The organism is Mesorhizobium sp. Pch-S, from assembly GCF_004136315.1.
GTDB lineage: Bacteria > Pseudomonadota > Alphaproteobacteria > Rhizobiales > Rhizobiaceae > Mesorhizobium.
The window spans coordinates 5,964,731-5,988,799 of record NZ_CP029562.1 but is presented as its reverse complement, the minus strand read 5'-3'; the positions used below and the strand labels follow the sequence as shown (position 1 = coordinate 5,988,799).

Here is a 24,069-nt window from a genome sequence, read left to right as displayed (position 1 = left end):
CTGGCAACAGATCAGCCTGGCAACCTGGATGGGCGGGACACCCCTCGCCTGACAAAATCGTCTTGATGTTTTCGGAGGCTGGCGATGCCGCTCTACAATTATGTTTGTGACGACTGCGGGCCATTTGATGAATGGGTTCCGATGCAAGACGCGCTGAGGGCGTGCGCGTGCCCGCAATGCAAGGAACAGAGCAACAGGGATGTGGCAGCGCCCCGCCTGAGCCTGATGAACGACAAGCTGCGCCGGGCATTGGCGCGTTCGGAGCGAAGCGGCACCGAACCGAAAGTGGTCAAGAAGGCGCATCTCAGCGGCTGTGGTTGCGCACTGTGCAAGATTGGCAACAAGCCGACATCGATGCGTAAGAAATGGATGATCGGCCACTGATGCCAACCCGCGCTGACTGTCCGCGCTTTGGCATGGTTCGCTAGATCAGGAAGTCGCGCCGTTGCCGCGATCCTTTCCGCCTGTGAAAGAGGTCAAGGCGGTGAGAAAATCGCCCATGCCTGGTCGTTTGACAGCCGTGAACGGCAAGGGGCGGGCGGTTTCCATGGCAGCGATACCGATTCGGGCCGTCATCATGCCGTTGACCACGCCTTCACCCAGCTTTGCCGACAGCCGCGCCGCAAGGCCATGACCGACGATCTGCTGGACAAAACTGTCGCCGACGGCGATCGAGCCGGTGACCGCAAGATGGGCAAGCACACTTCTGGCAAGCCGGAAAAAGCCTAGCGTGCCGGGACGGCCGCCATAAAGCTCTGAAAGGCGCCGGATCAGTCTTCCAGCCTCGAACACGACGTAGGCGACGTCCACCAGGGCGCGCGGGCTGACGGCGGTAACCAGCGACACCCGCTTGGCCGCGTCCAGGATCATTGTCTTGGCCTGGGCGTCCAGAGGGCCGAGGATTTCGGTTTCTGCCAGTCTCACGAGATTGCCGCCGTCGATGATCTCGCCGCGCAATTCAGCCAGCGCACGGCGACCGGCGGCCGTCTGTGGCCGGGCTGCGACAAAAGCAGACAGTTCGTCCACGACGGCGCGCGCGGCGTTGGGATCGTCCCGCGCAAGGGCATCCAGCGCTTTGCCTTGCAGCTTCTCCACCTTGGCAAGCCGCGCAATCGCGAGGAATTCGCGGGCCAGGATGACAAGCAGTGCAAGCAGCGCGATTGCTGCCACGCCGGCGGCCAGCCAGCCGAGCCAATCGGCGCGCGTGAAGAGGTCGCGGATCAGCCGGTCCGTCCACAAACCTATTGCCAGTGAGACCAGGATGCCGACGGCACCAAAGAAGGTGTTGGCGAGGAACGAGCGTTTGCGCGGCGCGGGTGCTGTTGGTGGTTCGGCTGTGATCAGGTCCGGCTCGTCGAAAACATCGATTGCGTCGGGCACGACGATAGCCGCTTCGGCCTTCATCGCGCGCGGCTTGCGTGTCGTTTCCGACGACCTTTCGACAGCCGTAACCTTCAGTTGGGATGCGGTGTCCGGCTCGATGCGGAACGCCGCCGGCTTGCGGGACGTGGTCATGCGAGGCGGTCTCCGATCAGGAACTGCAAGGCACGGTCAAGGCGGATATGTGGCAGCGACAGCGTCACGCCCTCGGCAGTGCGTTCGAGTTTCGGCGGCCGGAACCGCACGAATCTTATGGCTGGATTGTCTGTGCGATCCTGTGAATGTTCCTCGAAAACGGCATCAGCGCTTTTCGGCAAGTCACCGGGAAATATGGCCGTTTCGGTGTTCCCGTTGAAAGTCTCGCCCCCGATCTGCTCGCCTTCAAGCGGCGTGCCTATGATGACCGGTAAGGTCTCGGTTCCCTGCTTGACCGTGCCTTCACGGGTGGCGCGCACCGCTGCCATGGCAACGACGTCGACGGCTGTGCCGGTGAAGCTCGCCTTGGCGATGGCTCGATCGGCGAGCCGCCGCACGATGGCCTGCAGCCGGTCGTGGCTTTCGTGGTGCAAATGGTCGGCCTTGGTCGCGGCGATCAGGATGCGGTCGATGCGGCGTGCGAACCAGTCGGTCAGGAAGTTGCCGCGCCCAGGTCTGAAGCAGGCAAGGATTTCCGTCACGGCACGTTCAAGGTCGGCCATTGCCGCAGGCCCGGCGTTCAGGGCCTGCATGGCATCGATGAGCACGATCTGGCGGTCGAGGCGGGCGATGTGCTCGCGAAAGAACGGCTTCACCACATGCGTTTTGTAGGCCTCATAGCGACGCTCCATCATGGCATGAAGCGAACCAGGCCTTGTCCGTTTCCCTGTTATGCCGGGCAGTGGCGCGAAAGTCAGCGCTGGCGAACCATCGAGATCGCCTGGCATCAGGAAGCGGCCCGGCGGCAAGGTGGAAAGCGCGCGTTCATCGCGTTTGCACGCCTTCAGGTAGGCTGAAAAACTTTCGGCCAGCCGGCGCGCGGTCAGTTCGTCGGCGTCCGCATCGGCAACCGCCGTCGTTGAAAGCGCACGCCATTCGCGGGCGAGGTCGGCGCGGACCGGCAACGCCGCCAGTTCGAAGGCTTCGTTGGAGAAATCGCTGAAGGATTTGCCGAGCAGCGGCAGGTCGAGCAGCCACTCGCCCGGATAGTCCACGATATCGACCGATAATCTCCCTGCTGAAAACATACGGTTCCAGCCAGAAGCCGATTCAAACTCGATGGTCAGCCGCAGCTCCGAGATGGCGCGGGTGGAATCCGGCCATATGCGCTGGTCGACCAGGGCCGCGATGTGGTCCTCATACTGGAAACGCGGCACGGCATCGTCTGGCTGCTCCTCCAGGAAAGCGCGCGCGATGCGCCCTGACTTCTGCGCTTCGAAAAGCGGCAAACGACCGCCGTGTATGAGATTGTGGACAAGAGATGAGATGAATACCGTCTTGCCGGCACGCGAGAGACCGGTGACGCCGAGCCTGATTGAAGGCCGAAACAATCCGGCGGCACGGCCGGTCACGGTGTCCAGCGCGATCCGAGCCTCATCGGAAATGGTGGTCAGCGATGAAGCCAATCGGGTCTCTGGTGCTCCGCTCGTCTGGTCGCCCGCCGTGCGGGAACCTCGATATAGGCTGCCGCAGACGGCTTTTGAATGGCTACTGCGTATCAGACGGTTATCGGGGTGAGGAAATCTTCCAGATAGCCTTTGCCGGGGGCGGCGCCCGTCAGGCTTCCCTCGAAGCGCACCACCGCGAGTCCCGATGTTGGAAACCCGTGTTCCAGCGTCTCGCGTGCGCCTTCCTCACCCTCGCCGGATATGGCCATGGCAAGATCTTCCATCATCGGGTTGTGGCCAATGACCAGAAGGGAGCCATAACCACCATGATCCCGGATGATCTCCAGATAACCAGCGGCATCCTCGCTGTAGAGCTTGTCGAAGTAGAGAACGCGGCCGGTGTCGGTATGGGCGGCTATTCCACCGAGGGTTTCGCGGGCCCGCAGTGCACCGGAACACAGCGTCAGGTCCGGAACATAGCCATGGGTCCGCATGGCGGTCCCGATCATCTCGGCATCGGTAACGCCGGAGGGGTCGAGCGCGCGGTCGAAGTCGCGCGTACCCGGCAGAGCCCATCCAGCCTTCGCGTGCCTGAGAAGATAGAGTTTCGCCACGCAGATCCCTCTTTCCGATCAGCGCCGTCCGCTGATCCGTCAATTAAGAATTAGCCAGCCGGGAGCTTCTGCGCAACGGCTGGGCTGTTGGCAGATAGGCCGAGAACCTTTGTGGCTTGGGGCTGACCGGGAAAGCGGTGACACGGGGCGGGGCTGTATTAACAAATGCGTGACGGCACGACGGATTGCGCTTGTTAAGCAATTGCGCCGCGAATATATAGGCGCCAAATTTGGGGCAGTCGGGTGAGTCGAATGAGCGAAATTGTAGCTTCCGATTACATACCCTCCGAAGACGAGCCGTTCATGAATGAACGGCAAAAATCATACTTTCGGCAGAAGTTGATTACCTGGAAGAATGATATTCTGCGCGAGGCGCGTGAAACTCTCGAAATCCTTCAGCAAGAAAACGCCAACCACCCGGATCTCGCCGACCGAGCGTCGTCGGAAACGGACCGCGCGATCGAGCTGAGAGCCCGTGACCGTCAGCGCAAGCTGATCTCGAAGATCGATTCTGCCTTGCAGCGTATCGATGAGGGCACTTATGGATATTGTGAGGAAACGGGTGAACCCATCTCGCTGAAGCGTCTCGATGCGCGCCCGATCGCCACATTGTCGATCGAAGCGCAGGAACGTCATGAGCGTCGGGAAAAAGTCTACCGCGACGATTGATTTCGTCGACGTTAGTTTGTCTTTGGAGATGGCCGGCTCAGCCGGCCATTTTCTTTTGTGCCGGGCGCTCGTAGCCGATCACCGCTTGTGACTGGACAACTCGCCGAGAAGTTTTGCCATTTCGTCGTCCAGCGTGGGCTGCGCCTTTGCGTTGGTCTTGGCTGGCGGCACGTCGTCCTGTTCCAGCGAAACTTCAAGCTCGTGCATCAATGCGTCGTCGAGCGGATCCTCCAGCGGCTCCGGTGGCGCACGAAATGGCGGTTCGGCCCGGACGGGTTCCTGACGCACCGCGGCTTGCATCGCTGGCTGTTGAACCCTTGGCGGTGAAGACAGTGGCAGGGTCGGCTCACGATGTGGCGTCGGTGCACTCGGCGCAGCCTGCTGGCGCGGCGGTTCGGCCCGTCTTGCCGGTGCGGATGAAGGCGAAGGCGAAGGTTGTTGTTGACGCTGCTGTTCGCCGGCTGGGCGCGCTGCCGGCTGCTGTTGCTGGCCGTCTCCGGTGAGAATCGGGCGGCGCGACGGCACCATGCGGATATCGCGCTCGACAACCACGTCCGTGGGTCCGCCGATAAGGATCAAATGTTCGATGTCGTCACGTCGCACGAGGACCAGACGGCGATGGCTGTCGACCGCGGTTGCATCCATGACCGCAAGACGCGTCTTGCGGTTCTTGCCGCCAGCGACATAGGTGCCGAAGGTCAGGCCGCGTATCAACCTCACGATAACCAGCAGGATGACAAGCAGGACCAGGGCCGCGAAGGTCCACAGGATGGCAGGTGCATAATTCGGCCCTGCCATGCTTTCCAGCCAACTCAGCATAGACATCCCCAACAATGATCCGGCCCCAGCGTCGGCGACACTAAAGGCGGTGCCAGGATGTCGCAAGGCGCGTTTGGCGCTTTGTGAACAGGGCATATCGGAACGGCTTGCGGCAAAGCCCCGCGATAACGTTGTTTTTGGCGCACATTTGCCAGCAGGGTCTTTTCCGGGCAGGGAGAATATGATTCAACCGGGCGAGTCGGGGCGCCGGCGGCTGGAATTGGTGAGCAGGGGGCACATGGCCAAGGAAACGGGCGGCGAGTTTTATCCGATGCCGATCGTCGACCAGGGTACAAGGCCGGGCGCAGTGACGCGGCTTATCGTCTTCATGGTTGTTCTGGCCGCAGCTGCCGTTGTCTTTGGTATTTTCCGCGAGCGTTTCGGCGATCCGTTCCTGCTTGGCATGCTAGGCGTGCTGGCGATGATCGGCGTTGGCTTCCTGTTTGCGACTGCAATCGGTTTCGTGCAGATCGCGCCGCGCTCGACCAGCGATGAACTCTCCAAGGCCTTTGTCGATTCGATGTCGCAAGGCCTTCTGGTGACGGATGCCAAGGATCGCGTGGTCTACGCCAATCGCGCTTATGCCGACATGACGGGGGCGACATCCGCCGCCGACGTCAAGACCGTGGAGGGGTTGCTGTCGGACGTTCCGGAAGCAACCAGCACGATTTATCGCCTTTCCTCCGGCCTGCGCGATGGACAGGCCGGTGATGGCGAATTCCGGCTGACGCAATCGGTTCGCCCGGGCGCCGAACCCGGCGGGCGTTGGTATCGTACCCGGGCGCGCACGTTTTCCGTGCCTGGCCTCCGGCAACCGCTGTCGGCATGGCAACTGGCCGACATCTCGGTCGAGCGCGCCGAGCAGGAACGCTTCTTCCTGGATCTGCAGCAGGCAATCGACCATCTCGATCACGCGCCGGCGGGATTTTTCGCTGCCGATCAGGACGGTCGCGTCACATACATCAACGCGACCCTGGCGGAATGGCTGGGGATCGATCTTGCATCTTTCACGCCAGGTGCGGTTACGCTTCCCGACATTGTCGCCGGTGACGGCATGGCGCTCATCCGCTCGGTGCGGGCGGATCCCGGCACAACGCGTAACGCCGTGATCGACCTCGACCTCACCACCATGGCCGGCAAGGCGCTGCCGGTGCGCTTCATGCACCGGGTTTCGGCGAGTCGCGAGGGGCTCAACGGCCCAAGCCGTACCATCGTGCTCAACCGGACCCAGGGTGAGGATGCCTCCGCCGACTTGCGGGCTTCCGAAATCCGTTTCACCCGTTTCTTCAATTCGACACCGATGGCGATCGCGGGCGTCGACCACGACGGTCGCATCCTGCGTACCAATGCGCCGTTCCTGTCCCTGTTCTCGCCTGCGGTCGACCGTGATGCGCTCGACCGCAAGGTGCGCCTGGACACGGTCATCCATGAGCGAGACCGGCCAGCCTTCGCGACGGCACTCGAAAAGGCGCATCAGCGCCAGGCCGAGATCGCACCGATCGACACGGTCCTGCCGGACAATGAGGAGCGTCATGTCCGCTTCTACGTCAACGCGGTCGCCGACGGCACCGATGGCGAGGGTGCGGAAGAGGCGGCTATTGTCTATGCGGTGGAAACCACCGAGCAGAAGGCGCTGGAAGGCCAGATGGCGCAGAGCCAGAAGATGCAGGCCGTGGGCCAGCTGGCTGGCGGCATCGCGCACGACTTCAACAATGTGCTCACCGCCATCATCATGGCATCCGACCTGCTGCTGGCGAACCACCGTCCGTCGGATCCGTCCTTCCCGGACATCATGAACATCAAGCAGAATGCGAACCGGGCGGCATCGCTGGTGCGTCAGCTTCTCGCCTTCTCGCGCAAACAGACGTTGCGTCCGGAAGTGCTCAACCTCACCGACGTGCTTGCCGACCTGCGCATGCTGCTTGCGCGCCTTGTCGGCAACAGCATCAAGCTCAAGGTCGACCACGGCCGTGACCTTTGGCCGGTCAAGGTCGATATCGGCCAGTTCGAACAGGTGGTGGTCAATCTCGCCGTGAACGCCCGTGATGCCATGCCGTCGGGTGGTGATCTCACCGTGCGCACAAAAAACGTCACGGCCGACGAATGCGCCGCGTTTTCCTATCGCGAACTGCCAGCCGCCGATTATGTCGTCGTCGAAGTCGAGGACACCGGATCGGGTATCGCACCGGATGTGCTGAAGAAGATCTTCGAACCCTTCTTCACCACCAAGGAAGTCGGTAAGGGCACCGGCCTCGGCTTGTCGATGGTCTATGGCATCATCAAGCAGACGGGCGGCTTCATCTTCTGCGATTCCGAAGTCGGCAAGGGCACGACTTTCCGCATCTTCCTGCCGCGCCATGTCGCAGAGGCGGCAAAGCTGCCGGCGGAAGGAAAGCCGGGTGATACCAGGGCGACGGGAACGGAGAACTCGGCTGCTGCCGAACCCGTCAAGAATGGCGATGCAGCCAAGTCCGGCGATGGCAAGGATCTGTCCGGCTCAGCCATTGTCCTTCTGGTCGAAGACGAGGACGCCGTGCGCATGGGCGGCGTGCGTGCGCTCAAGTCGCGAGGCTACACCGTGCATGAGGCGACATCGGGCGTCGAGGCCCTGGAGGTTTTCGACGAACTCGAAGGCAAGATCGACATCGTCGTATCCGACGTCGTCATGCCGGAGATGGATGGCCCGACGCTGCTCGGTGAATTGCGAAAGCGTCAGCCGACGATCAAGTTCGTTTTCGTATCGGGTTATGCGGAGGACGCCTTCGCCAAGAACCTGCCTGCCGACGCCCAGTTCGGGTTCCTGCCGAAGCCGTTTTCGCTGAAACAGCTGGCCACCGTCGTGAAGGACGTTCTAGAGGGGAAATCCTGAGCGACCCCCCAGTCGGGCTCGCTCCATGGACCGTCAGGCTGCCTGACGTCGCAGCGCCTCGATGTCTTCCGCGCAGGGGCGATGGCCGCGCAGATACAGCGCGCAGGTTGTGCGCAGCATCGACGCGAAGTTCGGTATTTCACCGTTGATCTCAATGGCTTCGTCGTAGAGTTTCGAGATGAATTTCGGCGTCGTCAGGCCCTGGCTTTCGGCGATTTCATCCAGCAGTTCCCAGAAGGTGGCTTCGAGCTGGATGCTTGTCGAATGACCGGCAATGCGGATCGACCGGTTGATCTGGCGGTACCCTTCCGGGTCCTGTCCGGCAAACACCCTGCACATCGATAGATCTCCCGTCCTTGTCTGGCTTTGGCCGGCACGCCCCGTACCAGCCAGCTTCAGCATATCTTCCGCCGAAACAGCCGAGCCGGCAATCGGACTTTCGTCCGCGACGCAACGACAGAATCGCCAAAACCATAAACGGGAGCATGGATTTGCGCGTGGTAACGGGCTGCCACCAAACTGTTTTCGCCGGGCCCATAATCCTCCCCATCAGAATGATGTGGACGGAGTTCCCTTGGCCAAAGCAATCCACACGATGATACGGGTTCTGGATGAGAGCCGGTCGGTCGAATTCTACAGACAGGCCTTTGGCCTCGATATTGCCGAGCGTCTGGATTTCGAGACCTTCACGCTTGTCTATCTCCGGAATCCCGAGAGCGATTTCGAGGTGGAGTTGACCGTCAATAGGGGCAGGACGGAGCCTTACGCACCGGGCGATGGCTATGGTCACTTCGCCGTGTCGGTTTCCGATCTCGACGCCGAGCACGACCGCTTCGGTGCACTCGGTCTCAACCCGAAGAAGATCGTCGAGTTCAACCGCGACGGTGTGCTCCTGGCGCGTTTCTTCTTCGTCGAGGATCCCGACGGCTACAAGATCGAGGTTCTGCAGCGTCACGGTCGCTTCAAATAGGAGGAAATGCTGCCGCACCCTGGGAGGGGATGCGACGCCAGCCACAGCGCCGGGAGGCGCAACAGCAAGCAAGGGAGGAGAAGTTGGTCACAATCCATGAAGGCAGGCCGGGCCTGTCGCGCCGCGAGCTTCTGAAACGCGGCAGCATCGGCGCGTTGCTGGTCATTGCCGGCAACGCGGTCATCAGCCCCGAAAACGCGTGGGGTCTGGAAACCTCGGCGTTGAAACCGGAGACGATGGCGACGCTCATCCAGATGGCGCGCGACATCTACCCGCACGATCAACTGGCCGACAAATTCTATGCGGTCGCCGTGAAAAGCCACGACGAACAGGCGGGAAAGGATGCCAAGCACAAGGAACTGATCGAGGCCGGTATCGCCGATCTCGACAAGCGCGCCGGCGAGGGCGGCTATCGTGGTCTCGGCTGGGAGGAGGAGCGGGTCGCTGCGCTCAAGGCCATCGAGACGACGCCGTTCTTCCAGGCGGTACGCGGCGGGCTGGTTGTCAGCCTCTACAACCAGAAAGAAATCTGGCCGGTGTTCGGCTACGAGGGCGAGTCCTATTCGAAGGGCGGCTACATCAGCCGTGGCTTCGACGACATCGAGTGGCTCTGAAAAACCCCCTTCAATCAGCAGGAATTCATGGGAGGAAACCATGGCAGCACCATTCGACCTGAAGAATGATGGCGTGGTCGTCATCATCGGCTCGGGTGCCGGCGGCGGCACGCTCGGCAACGAACTTGCCCAGAAGGGCATCGACGTCGTCATCCTCGAAGCAGGAGCGCGCTACGAATATGACGACTTCGTCAACGACGAGTGGGACAGTTTCGCCCAGCTCGCCTGGAAGGACATGCGCACGACTTCGGGCGACTGGCGTGTCGCGAAGGACTTTCCCAACCTGCCGGCCTGGATCGTCAAGGCGGTGGGTGGAACCACCACGCATTGGGCCGGTGCCTCGCTGCGCCTGCAGGAACACGAATTCAAGACACTCACCACCTATGGCAAGGTCGAGGGCGCCAACCTGCTCGACTGGCCTGTCACCCTTGCTGAACTCGAACCATATTACGCCAAGGCCGAAGACAAGATGGGGGTGACGCGTACCAACGACATCCCAGGTCTGCCCGGCAACAACAACTTCAAGGTGCTGAAGGCCGGAGCCGACAAGCTCGGCTACAAGGAATGTCACACTGGTCGCATGGCGATCAATTCGCAGCAACGCGACGACCGCAATTCCTGCCAGCAGACCGGCTTCTGTTTCCAGGGCTGCAAGTGGGGCGCCAAATGGTCGACGCTCTACACTGAAATTCCCAAGGGCGAAGCGACGGGGCATCTGGAGGTGCGTCCCAATGCCATGGTCATCAAGATCAACCACGACGCGTCGGGCAAGGTGACTGGCGTCGTCTATGCCGACAAGGACGGCAAACTGCAGGAACAGAAGGCGCGTATCGTCGCCGTTGCCGGCAATTCGATCGAAAGTCCCCGCCTGCTGCTCAATTCGGAGTCGTCAAAATTTGCCCAGGGGCTTGCCAACTCCTCGGGGCAGGTGGGACGGAACTACATGCGCCACACCACCGGCTCGGTCTACGCCATCTTTGACAAGCCGGTGCACATGTATCGCGGCACCACGATGGCCGGCATCGTGCGTGACGAGGCACGCAATGATCCTTCGCGCGGTTTCGTTGGCGGCTATGAATTGGAAACACTGTCGCTCGGGCTGCCGTTCATGGCAGCCTTCCTCAATCCCGGCGGCTGGGGGCGGTCCTTCACCACAGCGCTCGACCACTACGATCACATGGCTGGCCTATGGATTGTCGGGGAGGACATGCCGCGCGCCGAAAACCGTGTGACGCTGCATGCTTCCGAGAAGGACACGCACGGCATGCCCGTGGCGAACGTGCATTTCGACGATCACCCCAACGACACGGCGATGCGCGACCATGCCTACAGGCAAGGAACGGCGATCTATGACGCAGTCGGCGCGACGCGCGTCTTCCCGACACCGCCTTATCCGTCCACGCACAATCTCGGCACCAACCGGATGAGCGAGAAGCCAGAGGACGGCGTCGTCAACAGGCATGGCCAGACGCATGACATCAAGAACCTGTTCGTATCGGACGGCAGCCAGTTCACCACCGGCGGTGCGGAGAATCCGACGCTGACCATCGTCACGCTGGCGATCCGGCAAGCCGACTATATCGCGAAGGAGATGGCCGCCAGGACGATCTGAAAACTGCCAGGCCTATTCGCGCGGAACGCCCATGGTGTTCCGCGCCTTTCGTTCAAGGTTCGCGGATCGTGCAGGTCGCCGCGCTGAAGGCGCCGTCAGGCTGGCGCATGACGATGTCGAAGGAAGCGTCGGTGGGGCCGTCGGCCGTCACCTGCGTCAGCGAGATGCCATTGCCGCCACTGGTGAATCCGCCGACAGGGCCAAGCCAGCTGATCTCGCCATTGTTGTCCATTTCGTAATTGTAGCCTTGCATCACAGGGCCGTAGGTCGGACCGCTATAGACGCGGCCCTTGATCTTGATATCGCCCAGGGAGACGAAGGCGCCGAGCAGGTAGACCTCGCAGCGGTAACTGCCGTCGGGCAAGGTGCCATCGACGATGGCAGCGTGCGCATTGCCGGTCGCAAGTCCAGCGGCCATGAAGGAAAACAAAAGGGTCAGGCAACGCATCATCGATTGGTCCGAATGCGGTCGGCGCATGCTTTGCACCATTTTTTCGACAAGATCGCAACATCGCCGAACGTGGCCCCTTGCACAAACTTCACCCCTGAAATCATATATTCTCGACAACTAATATTGCTGCGCTTTGGTCCACCCATGTTACCCTTTGGTTGGCCTTGGTGAGTCGGCCATATTTTCCGCGTCAAAACTTGATTTGGGGGCAGATCGAGGAAGACCTCGTCGGCGTGGGCCAGTTCCGCGCAGGCGGACGAATACAGCGTTTCTTCCGTGATCTCGGCGTTACTGGGCACATCGGGCAAGGGACGGGCCGGTGGAGACTTTTTTTGAAGACTACCAGAAGCGGCGCCTCGTCGAGCGAGTCGATATCCTGACGGCTATCAACATACTGAAATCGCAGGGTTATGACGACGACGAGATCATTACCGAGATCACCCGCGTCTTCTACGTCGATCTCGATGAATACAACGATCTGGTAAGAGCAGCCTGAGTTTCAGGATACGTCTTTCGGCTTACACCGGAAGATCTGAGAAAGCCTTCAGGACATCGTGCTACCGTAGCCTGTCCAGCGAGGGGGCATGCGGGCATGAAACATCTCATCCTCGTTCATGGCAGGGATATCAAGCCGGCCGGTTCGGCGCTGGCCGCCCTTGCCAGGCGCGCCATTGTCACCGGATTGCAGCGGGCGGGCAGGGGGGATGTCGCAAACGACATCCAAGGCGGCGCTATCAAGTTCACCAGCGCGTATTACGGCGATGTCACCAACCGCATCGAGGCGTCCTACGACACCAAGACCGCCGCATTGCTGACTGCGCAGAACGATCCGCGATACGATTACAAGCCGTGCTTTCCGGCGGCCGCATTAGACGACGCCTTTGATTTGACCGACGCGTTGCGGACTTTCAACAAGGCGAGCTATCGCCATGTCCTCGATATCGCCAAGGATTGGCGCTTTCTCGACGAGGCGATACATGCGGCTTCCATGTTCGGCGAGCTGTTCACCTTCGGCCTCGTCAACTCGCTGGTCGAAGTCTCGATCAAGTGGGACCTTGCCGTCTATCTCACATCGCAGCGTGTCGGCTCGGACATCCGCGCCCGGCTACAGGACATCCTGAAGCAGTCGTTGGCTGACGGCGATGACGTTTGCCTTGTCACCCACAGCATGGGCTGCATGGTCGCCTACGACGTGTTCTGGAAATACTCGTTCCGGTCCGAATACGAGGATCGGCGCGATGCTGCCGCGATCCCGGTCAGACTCTGGCTCACATTAGGCTGTCCGCTCGGCGAAATCGGCATCCAGCGCAATCTGCTCGACGCGGTGGCTCTGGAGGATGAAAAATATCCGCGCGACCAGTTCGTCGACTGGATCAATGTCCACGCAGAGGATGATTTCATCGCGCATGTGCAAAGCATGCGCTCGGCCTTTGCAGCCATGCGCACCAAGCGCTATTGCCGTTCGATCACCGACAGGAAGATCTACAATTGCTGGCATTATCGTGATGCGTCAGGTGGGCAACTCGTGTCCAACCCGCATGATCTCTATGGTTATCTGATGAACCAGGACACAGCCAGGATCATCGCCGGCTGGGCAGAGTGAACCGATGGCTTCGAAGAGACCTCAAAGTCCTCCGATCTCGCTTGTCGAACTGCGCAAACGCTGCCGCGACGCATCGCTCAGCGAGCAGGAGCTCACCGACTACTTCCTGCCGGATGAAGAAAACAGCAAGCCTTTCGCTCCCGCCTTAAAACTCAATGAGGCGCTGGTGGATGTTGGTCGCGCCAGGCCTGGCCCTGACGCAATCTCCAAACTCTACGCCGACGCAACGCGAGCACAGACACCGCTTCCGAAGAAGCCAAGGGTGCTGACGCAAACATTCCGCAGAGCGGCAAAAACCAAGCTGCTGGCGGAGGGCGACTCCTGGTTCAACCTGCCGGACTACATCTATCCAAAGACAGCAATCGACTTTCTGGGCAGCGACAACGATTTCGACGTCAGCAATATCGCGCTCTGGGGTGATGAGCTGGAAGCAATGGTCCGGGCGAAGCAATATCGCCAGCCGTTGCGCTCCGGCCTGTTCGGACATTTTCTCTTCTCGGGCGGCGGCAATGACGTGCTGGGCTCCATTCCCGCTTATGTTAAGCCTCGAAAATCCGGCGATACTGACCCAGCGCACGCGGCCGACTACGTCAAGGCGACGTTCCCGCAGAAGATCAGCCAGATGATGGGCTTCTATCGGTCGCTGGCCAATGATGCGCGCGACGCGACCGCAGGCCGTGTCGTGCTTTACGTGCATGGTTATGCCAATGCCATTCCGAAGAAGGGTGGACACTATCTCGGCGGTCCGTTCGAAACACTCGGCTTCGATCCGGTCGCTCATGCGCCGCTGTGCCGGGCAATCGTTGCCCAAATGGTCAAGCTGTTCAACGACGCCCTGCAGTCCTTCGCGCAGAGCACCGCACATGTCGTCTACAACGACCTCAGGCCTGCGATGACTGAGCGCGACTGGTATCGCGACGAAATCCACCCGAATGAAAGCGGTGCAAGAAAGATCGCCAGGATTTTTGCGGAATCCGTTCGTGCCAACACACCAGGCGTGTGATGGCGCCATCGCGCCCCTAGAGCGGAATGTTGTCGTGCTTCTTCCAGGGGTTCTGCAGGTCCTTGTTGCGCAACATCCTCAGCGCCCGCGCGACGCGGCGGCGTGTCGAGTGTGGCATGATGACCTCGTCGACGTAGCCGCGTTCCGCCGCCACGAAGGGTGACAGGAAGCGGTCCTCGTAGTGTTTGGTATGGGCTGCGATCTTCTCGGCGTCACCGATATCCTTGCGATAGATGATCTCGACGGCGCCCTTGGCGCCCATCACGGCAATCTGCGCTGTCGGCCAGGCGTAGTTCATGTCGCCGCGCAGATGTTTCGAGGCCATCACGTCGTAGGCGCCGCCGAAGGCCTTGCGGGTGATGACGGTCACCTTCGGCACGGTTGCTTCGGCATAGGCGAACAGCAGCTTGGCGCCGTGCTTGATCAGCCCGCCATATTCCTGGGCCGTACCGGGCAGGAAGCCAGGTACGTCGACAAAGGTGACGAGCGGAATGTTGAAACAATCACAGAAACGCACAAAGCGCGCCGCCTTGCGGGAAGCGTCGCTGTCGAGAACACCAGCCAGCACCATTGGCTGATTGGCGACGAAGCCCACGGTGCGTCCTTCGACACGGCCGAGGCCGGTGACGATGTTCTTGGCGAAGGAAGCCTGGATCTCGAAGAAGTCGCCTTCATCGACGGTTTTCAGGATCAGTTCCTTGATGTCGTAGGGCTTGTTGGCGTTGTCCGGGATCAGGCGGTCGAGCGACATGTCGTGCTCGGTCACTGACTGGTAGCACTCGACTTCCGGGATCTCGGCGGTGTTCGAGGCCGGCAGCAGGTCTACCAGCCGTCGCATCTGCAGCAACGCTTCAACGTCATTGTCGTAAGCGCCGTCGGCGATGGAGGATTTGGTCGTGTGCACGGAAGCGCCGCCGAGCTGTTCGGCCGTTACCGTTTCGTTGGTCACCGTCTTCACGACGTCCGGGCCGGTCACGAACATGTAGGACGTATCACGGACCATAAAGATGAAGTCGGTCATGGCGGGCGAATACACGTCGCCGCCGGCGCAGGGTCCCATGATCAGAGAGATCTGCGGAATGACCCCGGAAGCCAGCACATTGCGCTGGAAGATTTCTGCATAGCCGCCTAGCGCTGCCACGCCTTCCTGGATGCGCGCACCGCCGGCATCATACAGGCCGATGATCGGCGCGCGATTGCGCAACGCCATGTCCTGCACCTTCATCACCTTCTCGGCATGCGCCTCCGAAAGCGAGCCGCCGAAGACGGTGAAATCCTTGGCAAACAGATAGACCGGGCGGCCGTTGACCGTACCCCAGCCGGTGACGACGCCGTCGCCAGCGACCTTCGATTTTTCCATGCCGAAATCGGTGGAGCGATGTTCGACATACATGTCGAACTCCTCGAACGAGCCTTCATCGAGGAAGATTTCGATGCGCTCGCGCGCGGTCAGCTTGCCCTTGGCGTGCTGGGCGTCGATGCGTGCCTGACCGCCGCCCAGACGGGCGATGTCGCGCCGGCGCTCGAGTTCCTTCAGCACTTCCTTCATGGGGCGGCCTCCCTCAGATATTTAGTCCGCTTTTGGTATCGGCGCGGCGCGGAGAGCGCAAGCGGGGCTTTGATTTCGCGATGCAAACCCGTATTTCGCACGCTGCGCACAGTCGTTGACCGCTGCCGTTTCTCTCTGCAGAACGGTTGGACACACACACGCGATGCTGCAATGCAACATGCAGCTCTTGCATTTCTTCGCGAACTCCTCCATATGCCGCGTCATAGGCGCTCGGGCCGGGTCATTTCCGGCTTTCTCCCTGATTGAGACTGGTTGCGTCTGTTCCCCTTGCCCTGAGCAAGGCGGTGTAAGTCCCGCGGCAAGAGGCCGGCGGGCACGACAGCGCAGCCGAGCGGGCTTTTCGCCCGCCCGCCTTGTCGTCCCATTCCTGTTTCTGACGGCGGGTTGCGCCCCGCCGCCATTGCTGTTTGCGGCAAAAGCCGCATGAAAGAAGATTGTTTTGACCGAAGAAATCAACGCAGAGCCGACCGGTTTTGCCAAACTCGGAATTTCCGGCCAGCTCCTGAAAGCCACCGTTCTGGCGGGCTTCACGGAACCGAAGCCGATTCAGGAGCAAGCCATCCCCGCACAGCTTGCGGGCCGCGATATCCTGGGTATCGCCCAGACCGGCTCCGGCAAGACCGCTGCTTTTGCCCTGCCAATCCTGTCGCGCATCATCGCGCTCGGCACCAAGCGCCGGCCGAAGACGGCACGCGCCCTGATCCTGGCACCGACCCGCGAGCTGGCCGTCCAGATCGAAGAGACGATCAAGGTGCTCGCAAAAGGCGCGCACATCTCCACCGCACTTGTGCTGGGGGGCGTTTCGCGCTTCAGCCAGGTCAAGAAGATCGGTCCAGGCGTGGATTTCCTGATCGCGACGCCCGGCCGCCTGATGGATCTGGTGCGCGAGAAGGACGTCATCCTGTCGGAGACCACCTGGCTGGTGCTCGACGAAGCCGACCGCATGCTCGACATGGGCTTCATCAACGACGTCAAGCGCATCGCCAAGGCCACACACCCGGCGCGGCAGACCGCGCTGTTCTCGGCCACCATGCCGGCCGAAATCGAACAGCTGACACAAAGCCTGCTGCGCGATCCGGTCCGAGTGGAAGTGGCGCCGCAGGGCACCACGGCCGCCGAGATCGTGCAGAGCGTCGTGCTCGCCCGCACCAAGCAGAAGCGCAAGGTTCTTTCGGACATGCTGGCCGACGAGGCCATGAGCTCGGTGATCGTGTTCGCACGCACCAAGCACGGTGCCGATCGAGTCACCAAGGATCTCGAGCGGGACGGCTTCGAGGCTGCCGTCATCCACGGCAACAAGAGCCAGAACGCCCGCCAGAAAGCTTTGAACGGGTTCCGCGACGGCTCGGTTCGCATTCTGGTCGCCACCGACATCGCCGCGCGCGGCATCGACGTGCCCGGCATCAGCCATGTCGTTAATTTCGACCTGCCGGATGAAGCCGAAAGCTACGTTCACCGCATCGGCCGCACCGGTCGCAATGGCCGCGACGGCATCGCCATCACGTTGGTCGATCCGTCCGAGAACAGCAAGCTGCGCCAGGTCGAACGCATCATCCGCATGAAGTTGCCGGTGATCGCCGACCATCTCGGCCAGCCCGATCCGGTCCGCGAGCCGCGTCCGCAGGGTGAGCGCAATTTTGCCCCGGCAAACGATGGCGCGCGTGAGGATCGTGGCCAGCGCCGTGACGGCCGGCCGCGCAATGACGGCTTCGGCAAGAAGCGTTTTGGCGGCAAGCCGCAGGGTGGTCGCCCGTTTTCCGGCAAGTCGGATGGCGAACACAGCGCCCAGGGTGAACGCAACCAGGGTGGCGATCGTCCCTTCAAGGCCAAGCCGAGTGGCGAGCGCCACTTCCACGGCAAGCCCAAGGGCGACCGTCCGTTTGGCGACAAGCCGCATGGCGAGCGCAAACCGGAGGGCGGCAAGCCGTTCCGCAACAAGCGCCGCTTCAATCGCAAGCCGGCTGCGCGGGCCGCTTGATCAACAGAATGGGGCCGTCCGGTTGGGATCGGCCCCATTTTTTGTTGGGTATCATCTGATCCATGACCGTTTCCCTGCATCGGCTGGGTTTGCAAGACATGGCTCGTGTCGCTGTCGTTTTGCGCCAGGCGTTCGATGAACGGCTGCCATGGCTGGCGGGAATTCACACGCCGCAGGAAGACCGGCTTTTCTTCGAAAATCATGTCTATGCCAGCTGCGAGGTCTGGGGTGCCCTCGACGCTGATATCGTCGGCTTCATCGCCTTCCGCGAAGGGTGGGTGGATCAGCTCTATGTGCTGCCGGGATATCAGAATCGAGGCATCGGTGCGGTTCTGCTCGGTGCGGCGAAAGCAACCTGGCCGACGTTACAGCTCTGGACGTTCCAGAAAAACATGGCTGCGCGCCACTTCTACGAGAAGCATGGCTTCACGGCTATCCGGGAGACCGACGGTCGCGACAATGAAGAACGCGAGCCCGACATCCTCTATCTGTGGCAGCCACAGGCCAGGTTGGAGAGCTGACGCTCAACCCTGCGATGGCGCGAAACGCGCGACCAGCTCGTGGCTTTCGGCAGCATAGACGAAACGCACCTGCGTGACCGGGCGCTCGGCATTCCAGGTTCGGCGTTCCACGACAAGGCAGGGCGAACCGGCCGCGATGTCGAGCGCCGAGGCAATGGCCGCGTCGGCGGCCATGGCGCGGATACGGTGCTCGGCTGCATTCCACGGAACGTGCCCGACCAGCCAGGGATTCGGACTGATCTCCAGGAACTCTTCGTCTTCTGCCTCCGGAACGGCGTTCAGGTTGATGAGCCTCTTTTCCTGGCAGAACGGCCGTTTGCCGGCGAAGTGCCGGCATTCCACCGCCAGCACCGGTCCCGCCGCGTCAAGGCCGAGCAGTTCTCGATCCTCGGTGGTGGAGCGGCGCTTGAGGCGCGAGACACGTTCGAAGTGATAGGGCAGGCCGGTCGCCTCGACTTCGGTCCGGATATCATGGATTTCGAGGATCGCGGCCTGGGAATGCGGCTGGCGCACGAAACTGCCCGAACGGCGGCGGCGTTCGATCAGGCCGGCCTTGGCAAGCTGCGACAGCGCCTTGTTCACCGTCATGCGCGAGCAGTTGTACTCGGCGGTCAGTTCATGTTCGAAAGGAATGCGATGACCTGGCGCCCACACGCCGGACAGGATCTTCTCGCTGATGTCGGACAGGATGCGCTGATGAAGCGATGCCGGTTCCGCTGTCGTGCTCATCAGCCTGTCATTCTCCGCTTTTCGAATCCCCGCAGCCTTTAGCCGGCCGACAACCGCATCATCACCGTCCGGAAGCGTTCGGCAATGGGTTCGCGCGCGAAATGGCGGCCATTTTCCACCAGCTTGCGGCCATGCACCCACGCGCAGTCGACGCGCGTACCGCCAGCGAAGATCCAGGTGTCGAGGATCGCGTTGCCGGATTTTCCGGCCAGCGAGGGGTGGTTGGCATCGAGTGAAACGAAATCGGCCGGTGCGCCGGCCGCAAGGCCGGCTGCTTCAACGCCGAGAGCCACGTTTCCACCCTTAAGGGACTGCGTGAACAGGTTTTCGCCGTTGGACTGGCCGGGCGCCGCCAGCACGTTGCGGGCACGGTGGAAAATGCGCTGCGAATATTCGAGCTGGCGCAGTTCGTCTGCGACCCCGATCAACACGTTGGAGTCCGAACCGACCCCGTAACGGCCGCCATGGCTCGAAAACAGCGGGGCGGAGAAGGTACCGTCCCCAAGATTGGCTTCGGTGATCGGGCACAGGCCGGCGATCGCGCCGGACTTTGCCATGGCGATCGTCTCATCATCCGTCATGTGGGTGGCGTGGATAAGGCACCAGCGGTGGTCGACGGCCTGGTTCTCCAGCAGCCATTCCACCGGCCGTTTGCCGGACCAGACGACACAATCCTCCACCTCTTTCACCTGTTCGGCGATGTGGATGTGGACCGGCGCCTCTGGCGCGAGCCCGGCGACAACCGACAATTCTTCCGGCGTGGCAGCGCGCAGACTGTGTGGCGCGACACCGACGACTGCACGGTCTAGTCCGGCCACTGCTTGCTTCGATTTCTCGAGAAGCCTTGAGAACCCGTTCAGATCATTGATGAAGCGGCGCTGGCCCTCGTTCGGTGCGCCGCCGCCGAAGCCCGAATGCGCATAGAACACCGGCAGCAGTGTGAGTCCAATGCCGGTCGCCTTGGCCGCAGCCGCGATGCGCTCGGCCATTTCGGCGATGTTGGCGTAAGGCCTGCCGTCCCGATCGTGATGCAGATAGTGGAATTCGCCGACCCGCGAAAATCCGGCCTCAACCATCTCGACATAGAGTTGAGCGGCGACTGCCTCGACGTCTTCTGGCGTCATCGACAGGGCGAAGCGATACATCACCTCGCGCCAGCTCCAGAATGAATCAGCGCCGGGGCCACGCGTTTCGGCAAGACCTGCCATGCCGCGCTGGAAGGCGTGGCTGTGCAGGTTGGGCATGCCAGGAACAATGATGGCGTGCCGTTCGTCGCCGGGTTGAATGAAGGCATCGGCTTCAACGGAAATCAGCGCGCCATTGGCGACTGCGAGACGCACATTCTTGCGCCAGCCGTCGTTCAGAAAAGCCTGTTCCGCAAAAATCGCCGTCACGCCTTCGTCCTCCGCTTGCCGTAACCTGCGCGACATTAACACTTGCGTCGCGTCTTAATATGTATATACATAATTTCGACAGAGTGAAGCGGAAAAAGGCTATGGCTGAGGAGGAGAAAGGCCGGGCAGGGGCAAGCCGCATCTGGCGCAATGCGCGCCTGGCGACGCTGGCTGAAAATGCTGCCGGTCTTGGTGAAATCGAGCATGGCGCCATCGTGGCGATCGATGGCCGTATTGTCTATGCAGGCCCCGAAAAGGACATGCCGGCTGCGCCGGTGGGTGCCGAGGTCATTGACTGCGAAGGTCGCTGGATCACGCCCGGCCTGATCGACTGCCACACGCATCTGGTTCACGCCGGCAATCGAGCCAACGAGTTCGAAATGCGGCTGGCCGGCGCTACCTATGAAGAGGTCGCGCGTGCCGGTGGCGGCATCGTCTCGTCGGTTAAGGCACTGCGCGCAGCGAGCGAAGATGAACTCGTTGCCCAGACGCTGCCGCGTCTCGATGCGTTGATGGCCGAAGGCGTCACCACGATCGAAGTGAAATCGGGTTATGGCCTCGATCTCGACAATGAGAAAAAGTCCTTGAGGGCTGCACGTCGCCTCGGTGTCGAGCGCCCGGTCACGGTGCGCACGACCTTTCTGGGCGCCCATGCCCTGCCGCCGGAAGCCAACGGTGACAAGGATGCCTATATCGACCTGGTGGCAAAGTCGATGCTGCCGGCCATTGCCGCTGAAGGGCTTGCGGATGCGGTCGACGGCTTCTGCGAAGGCATTGCCTTCTCTCCCGAACAGATCGCGCGCGTCTTTGATGCAGCGAAGGCGGCTGGCCTGCCAGTGAAGCTGCATGCAGACCAGCTTTCCAATCTGAACGGCGCCGCACTTGCCGCAAGCTATGGCGCGCTGTCGACCGATCACCTCGAATACACCGATGAGGCTGGCGCTGCAGCGATGGCGAAGGCCGGCACCGTCGCCGGTATCCTGCCCGGCGCCTACTATTTCATCCGTGAGACCCGGAAGCCGCCGATCGCGCTGTTTCGTCAGTACGGCGTGAAGATGGCGGTGGCCACCGACAACAATCCCGGCACCTCGCCGCTGACCTCGCTGCTGTTCACCATGAACATGGCGGCAACACTGTTCGCCATGACCGTGCAGGAGTGCATCGCCGGCACGACCCGCGAGGCAGCGCGCGCGCTCGGATTGCTTGGCGAGACCGGCACGCTGGAAGCCGGGAAATGGGCCGACCTCGCCATCTGGGACATCGAGCGGCCGGCAGAACTTGTTTATCGCATGGGCTTCAATCCGCTCCATGCCCGTATCTGGAGGGGACAATGACTGAACTCGTATTGAAGCCCGGCAATGCCACGCTGGCTGACTGGCGTGCCATCTATCGTGGTGCCACGCCGGCACTCGACCCTGCGTGCAAAGCGGCGATCGAAGCCAGCGCCAAGGCCGTTGAACGCATCGTCGCCAAGGGTGAACCGGTCTACGGCATCAACACCGGCTTCGGCAAACTCGCCAGCGTCCGCATTCCCGCCGCCGATCTCGAAACGCTCCAGCGCAACATTGTATTGTCGCATGCCGCTGGCGTTGGCGAGCCCATGCCGGTTGCAGTGGCGCGCCTGATGATGGCGCTGAAGATGGCAAGCCTGGCGCAGGGTGCCTCGGGTGTGCGGCAGCAGACCATCGACCTTCTGCAGAAGATGCTGGCAAACGACGTCATTCCGGTCGTGCCGGCTCAGGGCTCCGTCGGCGCTTCCGGCGATCTTGCCCCGCTTTCTCACATGACCGCGGTGATGATCGGTGTCGGCGAGTGCTTCACTCCGCATGGCCGTGTGCCGGCCAGGGTCGCCTTCGCATCGCATGGGCTGGAGCCGGTGACACTGGGCGCCAAGGAAGGCCTGGCCCTGCTCAACGGGACGCAGTTCTCGACGGCCTATGCTCTGGCCGGCCTGTTCGAAGCCGAGGTACTTTACCAGTCGGCTCTGGTCGCCGGTGCTTTGTCGACCGATGCCGCCAAGGGCTCCGACGCGCCGTTCGACCCGCGCATTCATCTGTTGCGCAAGCATCGCGGCCAGATCGAAACGGCCGACGCCTTGCGCAGCCTGATGGCCGGCAGCGCCATCCGCGAATCCCATCGTGTCGGCGACGAACGTGTTCAGGATCCGTACTGCCTGCGCTGCCAGCCGCAGGTGATGGGTGCTGCTCTGGACGTGTTGCGCAAGGCCGCCGACACGCTGCAGACCGAGGCCAATGGCGTTACCGACAACCCACTGATCTTCGCCGAGGACGACACCGCGCTTTCGGGCGGTAACTTCCACGCCGAGCCGGTGGCGTTCGCCGCCGACATGATCGCGCTTGCCGTCTGCGAGATCGGCTCGCTGTCGGAACGGCGCATCGCCATGCTGGTCGATCCGGCACTTTCGGGCATGCCGGCTTTCCTCACGCCGAAGCCCGGGCTCAATTCCGGCTTCATGATCCCGCAGGTGACGGCAGCTGCGCTTGTTTCGGAAAACAAGCAGAAGGCTTATCCGGCTTCGGTCGACTCCATCCCGACCTCCGCCAACCAGGAAGACCACGTTTCGATGGCCGCACATGGCGCGCGCCGTCTCATCGGCATGATCGAGAATGCCACCGCCGTCATCGGCATCGAGTTGCTCGCGGCGGCGCAGGGCTGCGATTTCCATCAGCCGCTGGCCTCGAGCCAGCCGCTCGAGGCGGTCCGCAAGGTGCTACGGGCGCAGGTGCCGCATCTCGACGACGACCGTCATTTCCATCCAGACATGGAAAAGGCGATCGCCCTGGTGCGTGACGGTTCGCTCGCCAAGGCGGCGGAGGCGGTCAAACTGCCGGCTGTCAGCGGGGCTGCCGCATGACCCAGCCTGCATGGCTCGAGGTCCAGCGCGGCGATGCGCCGCTGCTGGTCAGCATTCCGCACACCGGTCTCGACCTGGCCGGGCTCGACGATCGTTTCGTTTCGCCCTGGCTGGCCCGCCGCGATGCCGACTGGTGGATCGAAAAGCTCTATGACTTCGCGGCCGATCTCGGTGCGACCGTCGTGCGCACCGGCATCTCGCGTTCCGTCATCGACGTGAACCGCGATCCGTCGGGGGTTTCGCTGTATCCGGGCCAGGCCACGACCGAGCTTTGCCCGACGACGACTTTTGATGGCGAGCCGCTCTATAAGGCGGGACGAGAACCGAACGCCGACGATGTCGCCGAGCGCCGTAAAACCTACTTCGAACCCTACCACGTGGCGCTGGAATCCGAGATCACCCGGCTACGCGGTCTGCACGGCAAGATTGTGCTCTATGATTGCCACTCGATCCGTTCGGTCATTCCCCGGCTGTTCGAGGGGAGGCTGCCGCTGTTCAACCTCGGCACCAATTCCGGCAAGAGCACGGACCCTGAACTGGAGAAGCAGGTGGCCGACATCATGGCTGCGACTGGGCGCCCCTTTGTGGTCAACGGCCGCTTCAAAGGTGGCTGGATCACGCGTCATCACGGCAAGCCTGAAGACGGCGTCCACGCCCTGCAGATGGAGCTTTCCTGCCGTGGTTACATGCTGGAGCCTGAGGGCAGGGTGGATCAGGCGAACTGGCCGAGCCGCTACGACCCGGATTTTGCTGCGCCGATGCGCAAGACACTGACCGAGATACTGACGACCGCACTCAACTGGGCGAAGGCCTGA

At 61.8% G+C, this 24,069-nt stretch carries 23 protein-coding genes; 14 read left to right on the top strand and 9 right to left on the bottom strand.

The annotated features are described in order from the left end of the window. Window positions 1–84: 84 nt before the first annotated feature. Window positions 85–384, top strand: coding sequence for an FmdB family zinc ribbon protein (locus tag C1M53_RS28250; RefSeq protein ID WP_129415393.1), 300 nt, complete (start codon window positions 85–87; stop codon window positions 382–384). Between the two features lie 45 nt (window positions 385–429). Here the strand turns inward: C1M53_RS28250 and C1M53_RS28245 are convergent, their stop codons facing one another. The 3 genes from C1M53_RS28245 to C1M53_RS28235 all read right to left on the bottom strand — a co-directional run bounded on the left by C1M53_RS28245 (window position 430) and on the right by C1M53_RS28235 (window position 3,577). Next, a complete protein-coding gene (locus C1M53_RS28245; RefSeq protein ID WP_129415392.1) occupies window positions 430–1,515 on the bottom strand; it encodes a TIGR01620 family protein in 1,086 nt (361 codons plus the stop codon). Next, window positions 1,512–2,981 carry a YcjX family protein gene (locus tag C1M53_RS28240; protein ID WP_129415391.1) on the bottom strand — a complete coding sequence of 490 codons (1,470 nt, stop codon included), beginning with the start codon at window positions 2,979–2,981 and terminating at the stop codon, window positions 1,512–1,514. Before C1M53_RS28240 ends, C1M53_RS28245 begins: the two co-directional genes overlap by 4 nt. Before the next feature lie 92 nt (window positions 2,982–3,073). After that, a complete protein-coding gene (locus C1M53_RS28235) occupies window positions 3,074–3,577 on the bottom strand; it encodes a histidine phosphatase family protein (protein WP_129415390.1) in 504 nt (167 codons plus the stop codon). Between the two features lie 252 nt (window positions 3,578–3,829). Here C1M53_RS28235 and dksA point away from each other — a divergent pair, with 252 nt between their 5' ends. After that, a complete protein-coding gene (gene dksA, locus C1M53_RS28230) occupies window positions 3,830–4,246 on the top strand; it encodes an RNA polymerase-binding protein DksA (RefSeq protein ID WP_129415389.1) in 417 nt (138 codons plus the stop codon). 78 nt (window positions 4,247–4,324) lie between these two features. Here the strand turns inward: dksA and C1M53_RS28225 are convergent, their stop codons facing one another. Further along, entirely contained in the window at window positions 4,325–5,044 is a 720-nt protein-coding gene (locus C1M53_RS28225; RefSeq protein WP_245488330.1) for a flagellar biosynthetic protein FliO, read from the bottom strand. A 259-nt stretch (window positions 5,045–5,303) separates the two neighbouring features. Here C1M53_RS28225 and C1M53_RS28220 point away from each other — a divergent pair, with 259 nt between their 5' ends. Then, window positions 5,304–7,934 carry an ATP-binding protein gene (locus C1M53_RS28220; RefSeq protein WP_129415387.1) on the top strand — a complete coding sequence of 877 codons (2,631 nt, stop codon included), beginning with the start codon at window positions 5,304–5,306 and terminating at the stop codon, window positions 7,932–7,934. A gap of 33 nt (window positions 7,935–7,967) precedes the next feature. Here the strand turns inward: C1M53_RS28220 and C1M53_RS28215 are convergent, their stop codons facing one another. Then, window positions 7,968–8,273 (bottom strand): ribbon-helix-helix domain-containing protein, encoded by a 306-nt coding sequence (locus tag C1M53_RS28215; RefSeq protein ID WP_129415386.1) that lies wholly within the window; start codon window positions 8,271–8,273, stop codon window positions 7,968–7,970. A gap of 235 nt (window positions 8,274–8,508) precedes the next feature. On the opposite strand from C1M53_RS28215, the gene C1M53_RS28210 reads away from it, so the two are divergent. From C1M53_RS28210 to C1M53_RS28200, 3 genes are all read left to right on the top strand, one after another. After that, window positions 8,509–8,904, top strand: coding sequence for a VOC family protein (locus C1M53_RS28210; RefSeq protein WP_129415385.1), 396 nt, complete (start codon window positions 8,509–8,511; stop codon window positions 8,902–8,904). Window positions 8,905–8,987: 83 nt separating this feature from the next. Continuing rightward, entirely contained in the window at window positions 8,988–9,518 is a 531-nt protein-coding gene (locus C1M53_RS28205) for a gluconate 2-dehydrogenase subunit 3 family protein (protein WP_129415384.1), read from the top strand. A gap of 40 nt (window positions 9,519–9,558) precedes the next feature. Further along, window positions 9,559–11,130, top strand: coding sequence for a GMC family oxidoreductase (locus tag C1M53_RS28200; protein ID WP_129415383.1), 1,572 nt, complete (start codon window positions 9,559–9,561; stop codon window positions 11,128–11,130). 52 nt (window positions 11,131–11,182) lie between these two features. Here the strand turns inward: C1M53_RS28200 and C1M53_RS28195 are convergent, their stop codons facing one another. Beyond that, window positions 11,183–11,581 carry a hypothetical protein gene (locus C1M53_RS28195; RefSeq protein WP_129415382.1) on the bottom strand — a complete coding sequence of 133 codons (399 nt, stop codon included), beginning with the start codon at window positions 11,579–11,581 and terminating at the stop codon, window positions 11,183–11,185. Window positions 11,582–11,900: 319 nt separating this feature from the next. Between C1M53_RS28195 and C1M53_RS31830 the strand changes: the two genes are divergently transcribed. The 3 genes from C1M53_RS31830 (at window position 11,901) to C1M53_RS28185 (ending at window position 14,187) form a co-directional block, all read left to right on the top strand. Beyond that, window positions 11,901–12,077 (top strand): hypothetical protein, encoded by a 177-nt coding sequence (locus C1M53_RS31830; protein ID WP_165358265.1) that lies wholly within the window; start codon window positions 11,901–11,903, stop codon window positions 12,075–12,077. A 96-nt stretch (window positions 12,078–12,173) separates the two neighbouring features. Further along, window positions 12,174–13,184, top strand: coding sequence for a hypothetical protein (locus C1M53_RS28190; RefSeq protein WP_129415381.1), 1,011 nt, complete (start codon window positions 12,174–12,176; stop codon window positions 13,182–13,184). A gap of 4 nt (window positions 13,185–13,188) precedes the next feature. Continuing rightward, complete coding sequence (locus C1M53_RS28185) at window positions 13,189–14,187, top strand: hypothetical protein (RefSeq protein ID WP_129415380.1); 999 nt, start codon at window positions 13,189–13,191, stop codon at window positions 14,185–14,187. 16 nt (window positions 14,188–14,203) lie between these two features. On the opposite strand, the gene C1M53_RS28180 is transcribed toward C1M53_RS28185, so the two are convergent. Then, complete coding sequence (locus C1M53_RS28180; RefSeq protein WP_129415379.1) at window positions 14,204–15,736, bottom strand: acyl-CoA carboxylase subunit beta; 1,533 nt, start codon at window positions 15,734–15,736, stop codon at window positions 14,204–14,206. Between the two features lie 460 nt (window positions 15,737–16,196). Here C1M53_RS28180 and C1M53_RS28175 point away from each other — a divergent pair, with 460 nt between their 5' ends. Together C1M53_RS28175 and C1M53_RS28170 are read left to right on the top strand one after the other, a co-directional pair. Beyond that, a complete protein-coding gene (locus C1M53_RS28175; protein ID WP_129415378.1) occupies window positions 16,197–17,735 on the top strand; it encodes a DEAD/DEAH box helicase in 1,539 nt (512 codons plus the stop codon). Window positions 17,736–17,797: 62 nt separating this feature from the next. Then, the gene (locus C1M53_RS28170; RefSeq protein WP_129415377.1) at window positions 17,798–18,256 is read left to right on the top strand and encodes a GNAT family N-acetyltransferase; all 459 of its coding nucleotides are present in this window, start codon (window positions 17,798–17,800) and stop codon (window positions 18,254–18,256) included. A gap of 3 nt (window positions 18,257–18,259) precedes the next feature. On the opposite strand, the gene hutC is transcribed toward C1M53_RS28170, so the two are convergent. Then, window positions 18,260–18,985, bottom strand: coding sequence for a histidine utilization repressor (gene hutC, locus C1M53_RS28165; protein ID WP_129415376.1), 726 nt, complete (start codon window positions 18,983–18,985; stop codon window positions 18,260–18,262). A gap of 38 nt (window positions 18,986–19,023) precedes the next feature. After that, on the bottom strand, window positions 19,024–20,379 hold the full coding sequence (locus tag C1M53_RS28160) for a formimidoylglutamate deiminase (RefSeq protein ID WP_129415375.1): 1,356 nt from the start codon (window positions 20,377–20,379) through the stop codon (window positions 19,024–19,026). A gap of 101 nt (window positions 20,380–20,480) precedes the next feature. Between C1M53_RS28160 and hutI the strand changes: the two genes are divergently transcribed. Genes hutI through hutG form a run of 3 tightly spaced genes read left to right on the top strand, consistent with a single transcriptional unit; the run spans window position 20,481 to window position 24,069 of the window. After that, window positions 20,481–21,713, top strand: a complete 1,233-nt coding sequence (hutI, locus tag C1M53_RS28155; protein WP_129415374.1) for an imidazolonepropionase — start codon at window positions 20,481–20,483, stop codon at window positions 21,711–21,713. Then, window positions 21,710–23,254 carry a histidine ammonia-lyase gene (gene hutH / locus C1M53_RS28150; RefSeq protein ID WP_129415373.1) on the top strand — a complete coding sequence of 515 codons (1,545 nt, stop codon included), beginning with the start codon at window positions 21,710–21,712 and terminating at the stop codon, window positions 23,252–23,254. The genes hutI and hutH overlap by 4 nt, the downstream gene beginning before the upstream one ends. Next, a complete protein-coding gene (gene hutG / locus C1M53_RS28145; RefSeq protein WP_129415372.1) occupies window positions 23,251–24,069 on the top strand; it encodes an N-formylglutamate deformylase in 819 nt (272 codons plus the stop codon). Before hutH ends, hutG begins: the two co-directional genes overlap by 4 nt.

What these genes read in the sequence shown, in the direction of transcription:
- hutC (WP_129415376.1), bottom strand. Translation starts at nt 18,985, where the DNA reads ATGAGCACGACAGCGGAACCGGCATCGCTTCATCAGCGCATCCTGTCC.
- C1M53_RS28190 (WP_129415381.1), top strand. Translation starts at nt 12,174, where the DNA reads ATGAAACATCTCATCCTCGTTCATGGCAGGGATATCAAGCCGGCCGGT.
- C1M53_RS28250 (WP_129415393.1), top strand. Translation starts at nt 85, where the DNA reads ATGCCGCTCTACAATTATGTTTGTGACGACTGCGGGCCATTTGATGAA.
- hutH (WP_129415373.1), top strand. Translation starts at nt 21,710, where the DNA reads ATGACTGAACTCGTATTGAAGCCCGGCAATGCCACGCTGGCTGACTGG.
- C1M53_RS28185 (WP_129415380.1), top strand. Translation starts at nt 13,189, where the DNA reads ATGGCTTCGAAGAGACCTCAAAGTCCTCCGATCTCGCTTGTCGAACTG.
- C1M53_RS28225 (WP_245488330.1), bottom strand. Translation starts at nt 5,044, where the DNA reads ATGGCAGGGCCGAATTATGCACCTGCCATCCTGTGGACCTTCGCGGCC.
- hutG (WP_129415372.1), top strand. Translation starts at nt 23,251, where the DNA reads ATGACCCAGCCTGCATGGCTCGAGGTCCAGCGCGGCGATGCGCCGCTG.
- C1M53_RS28220 (WP_129415387.1), top strand. Translation starts at nt 5,304, where the DNA reads ATGGCCAAGGAAACGGGCGGCGAGTTTTATCCGATGCCGATCGTCGAC.
- C1M53_RS28180 (WP_129415379.1), bottom strand. Translation starts at nt 15,736, where the DNA reads ATGAAGGAAGTGCTGAAGGAACTCGAGCGCCGGCGCGACATCGCCCGT.
- C1M53_RS28245 (WP_129415392.1), bottom strand. Translation starts at nt 1,515, where the DNA reads ATGACCACGTCCCGCAAGCCGGCGGCGTTCCGCATCGAGCCGGACACC.
- C1M53_RS28200 (WP_129415383.1), top strand. Translation starts at nt 9,559, where the DNA reads ATGGCAGCACCATTCGACCTGAAGAATGATGGCGTGGTCGTCATCATC.
- C1M53_RS28215 (WP_129415386.1), bottom strand. Translation starts at nt 8,273, where the DNA reads ATGTGCAGGGTGTTTGCCGGACAGGACCCGGAAGGGTACCGCCAGATC.
- C1M53_RS28170 (WP_129415377.1), top strand. Translation starts at nt 17,798, where the DNA reads ATGACCGTTTCCCTGCATCGGCTGGGTTTGCAAGACATGGCTCGTGTC.
- hutI (WP_129415374.1), top strand. Translation starts at nt 20,481, where the DNA reads ATGGCTGAGGAGGAGAAAGGCCGGGCAGGGGCAAGCCGCATCTGGCGC.
- C1M53_RS28195 (WP_129415382.1), bottom strand. Translation starts at nt 11,581, where the DNA reads ATGATGCGTTGCCTGACCCTTTTGTTTTCCTTCATGGCCGCTGGACTT.
- dksA (WP_129415389.1), top strand. Translation starts at nt 3,830, where the DNA reads ATGAGCGAAATTGTAGCTTCCGATTACATACCCTCCGAAGACGAGCCG.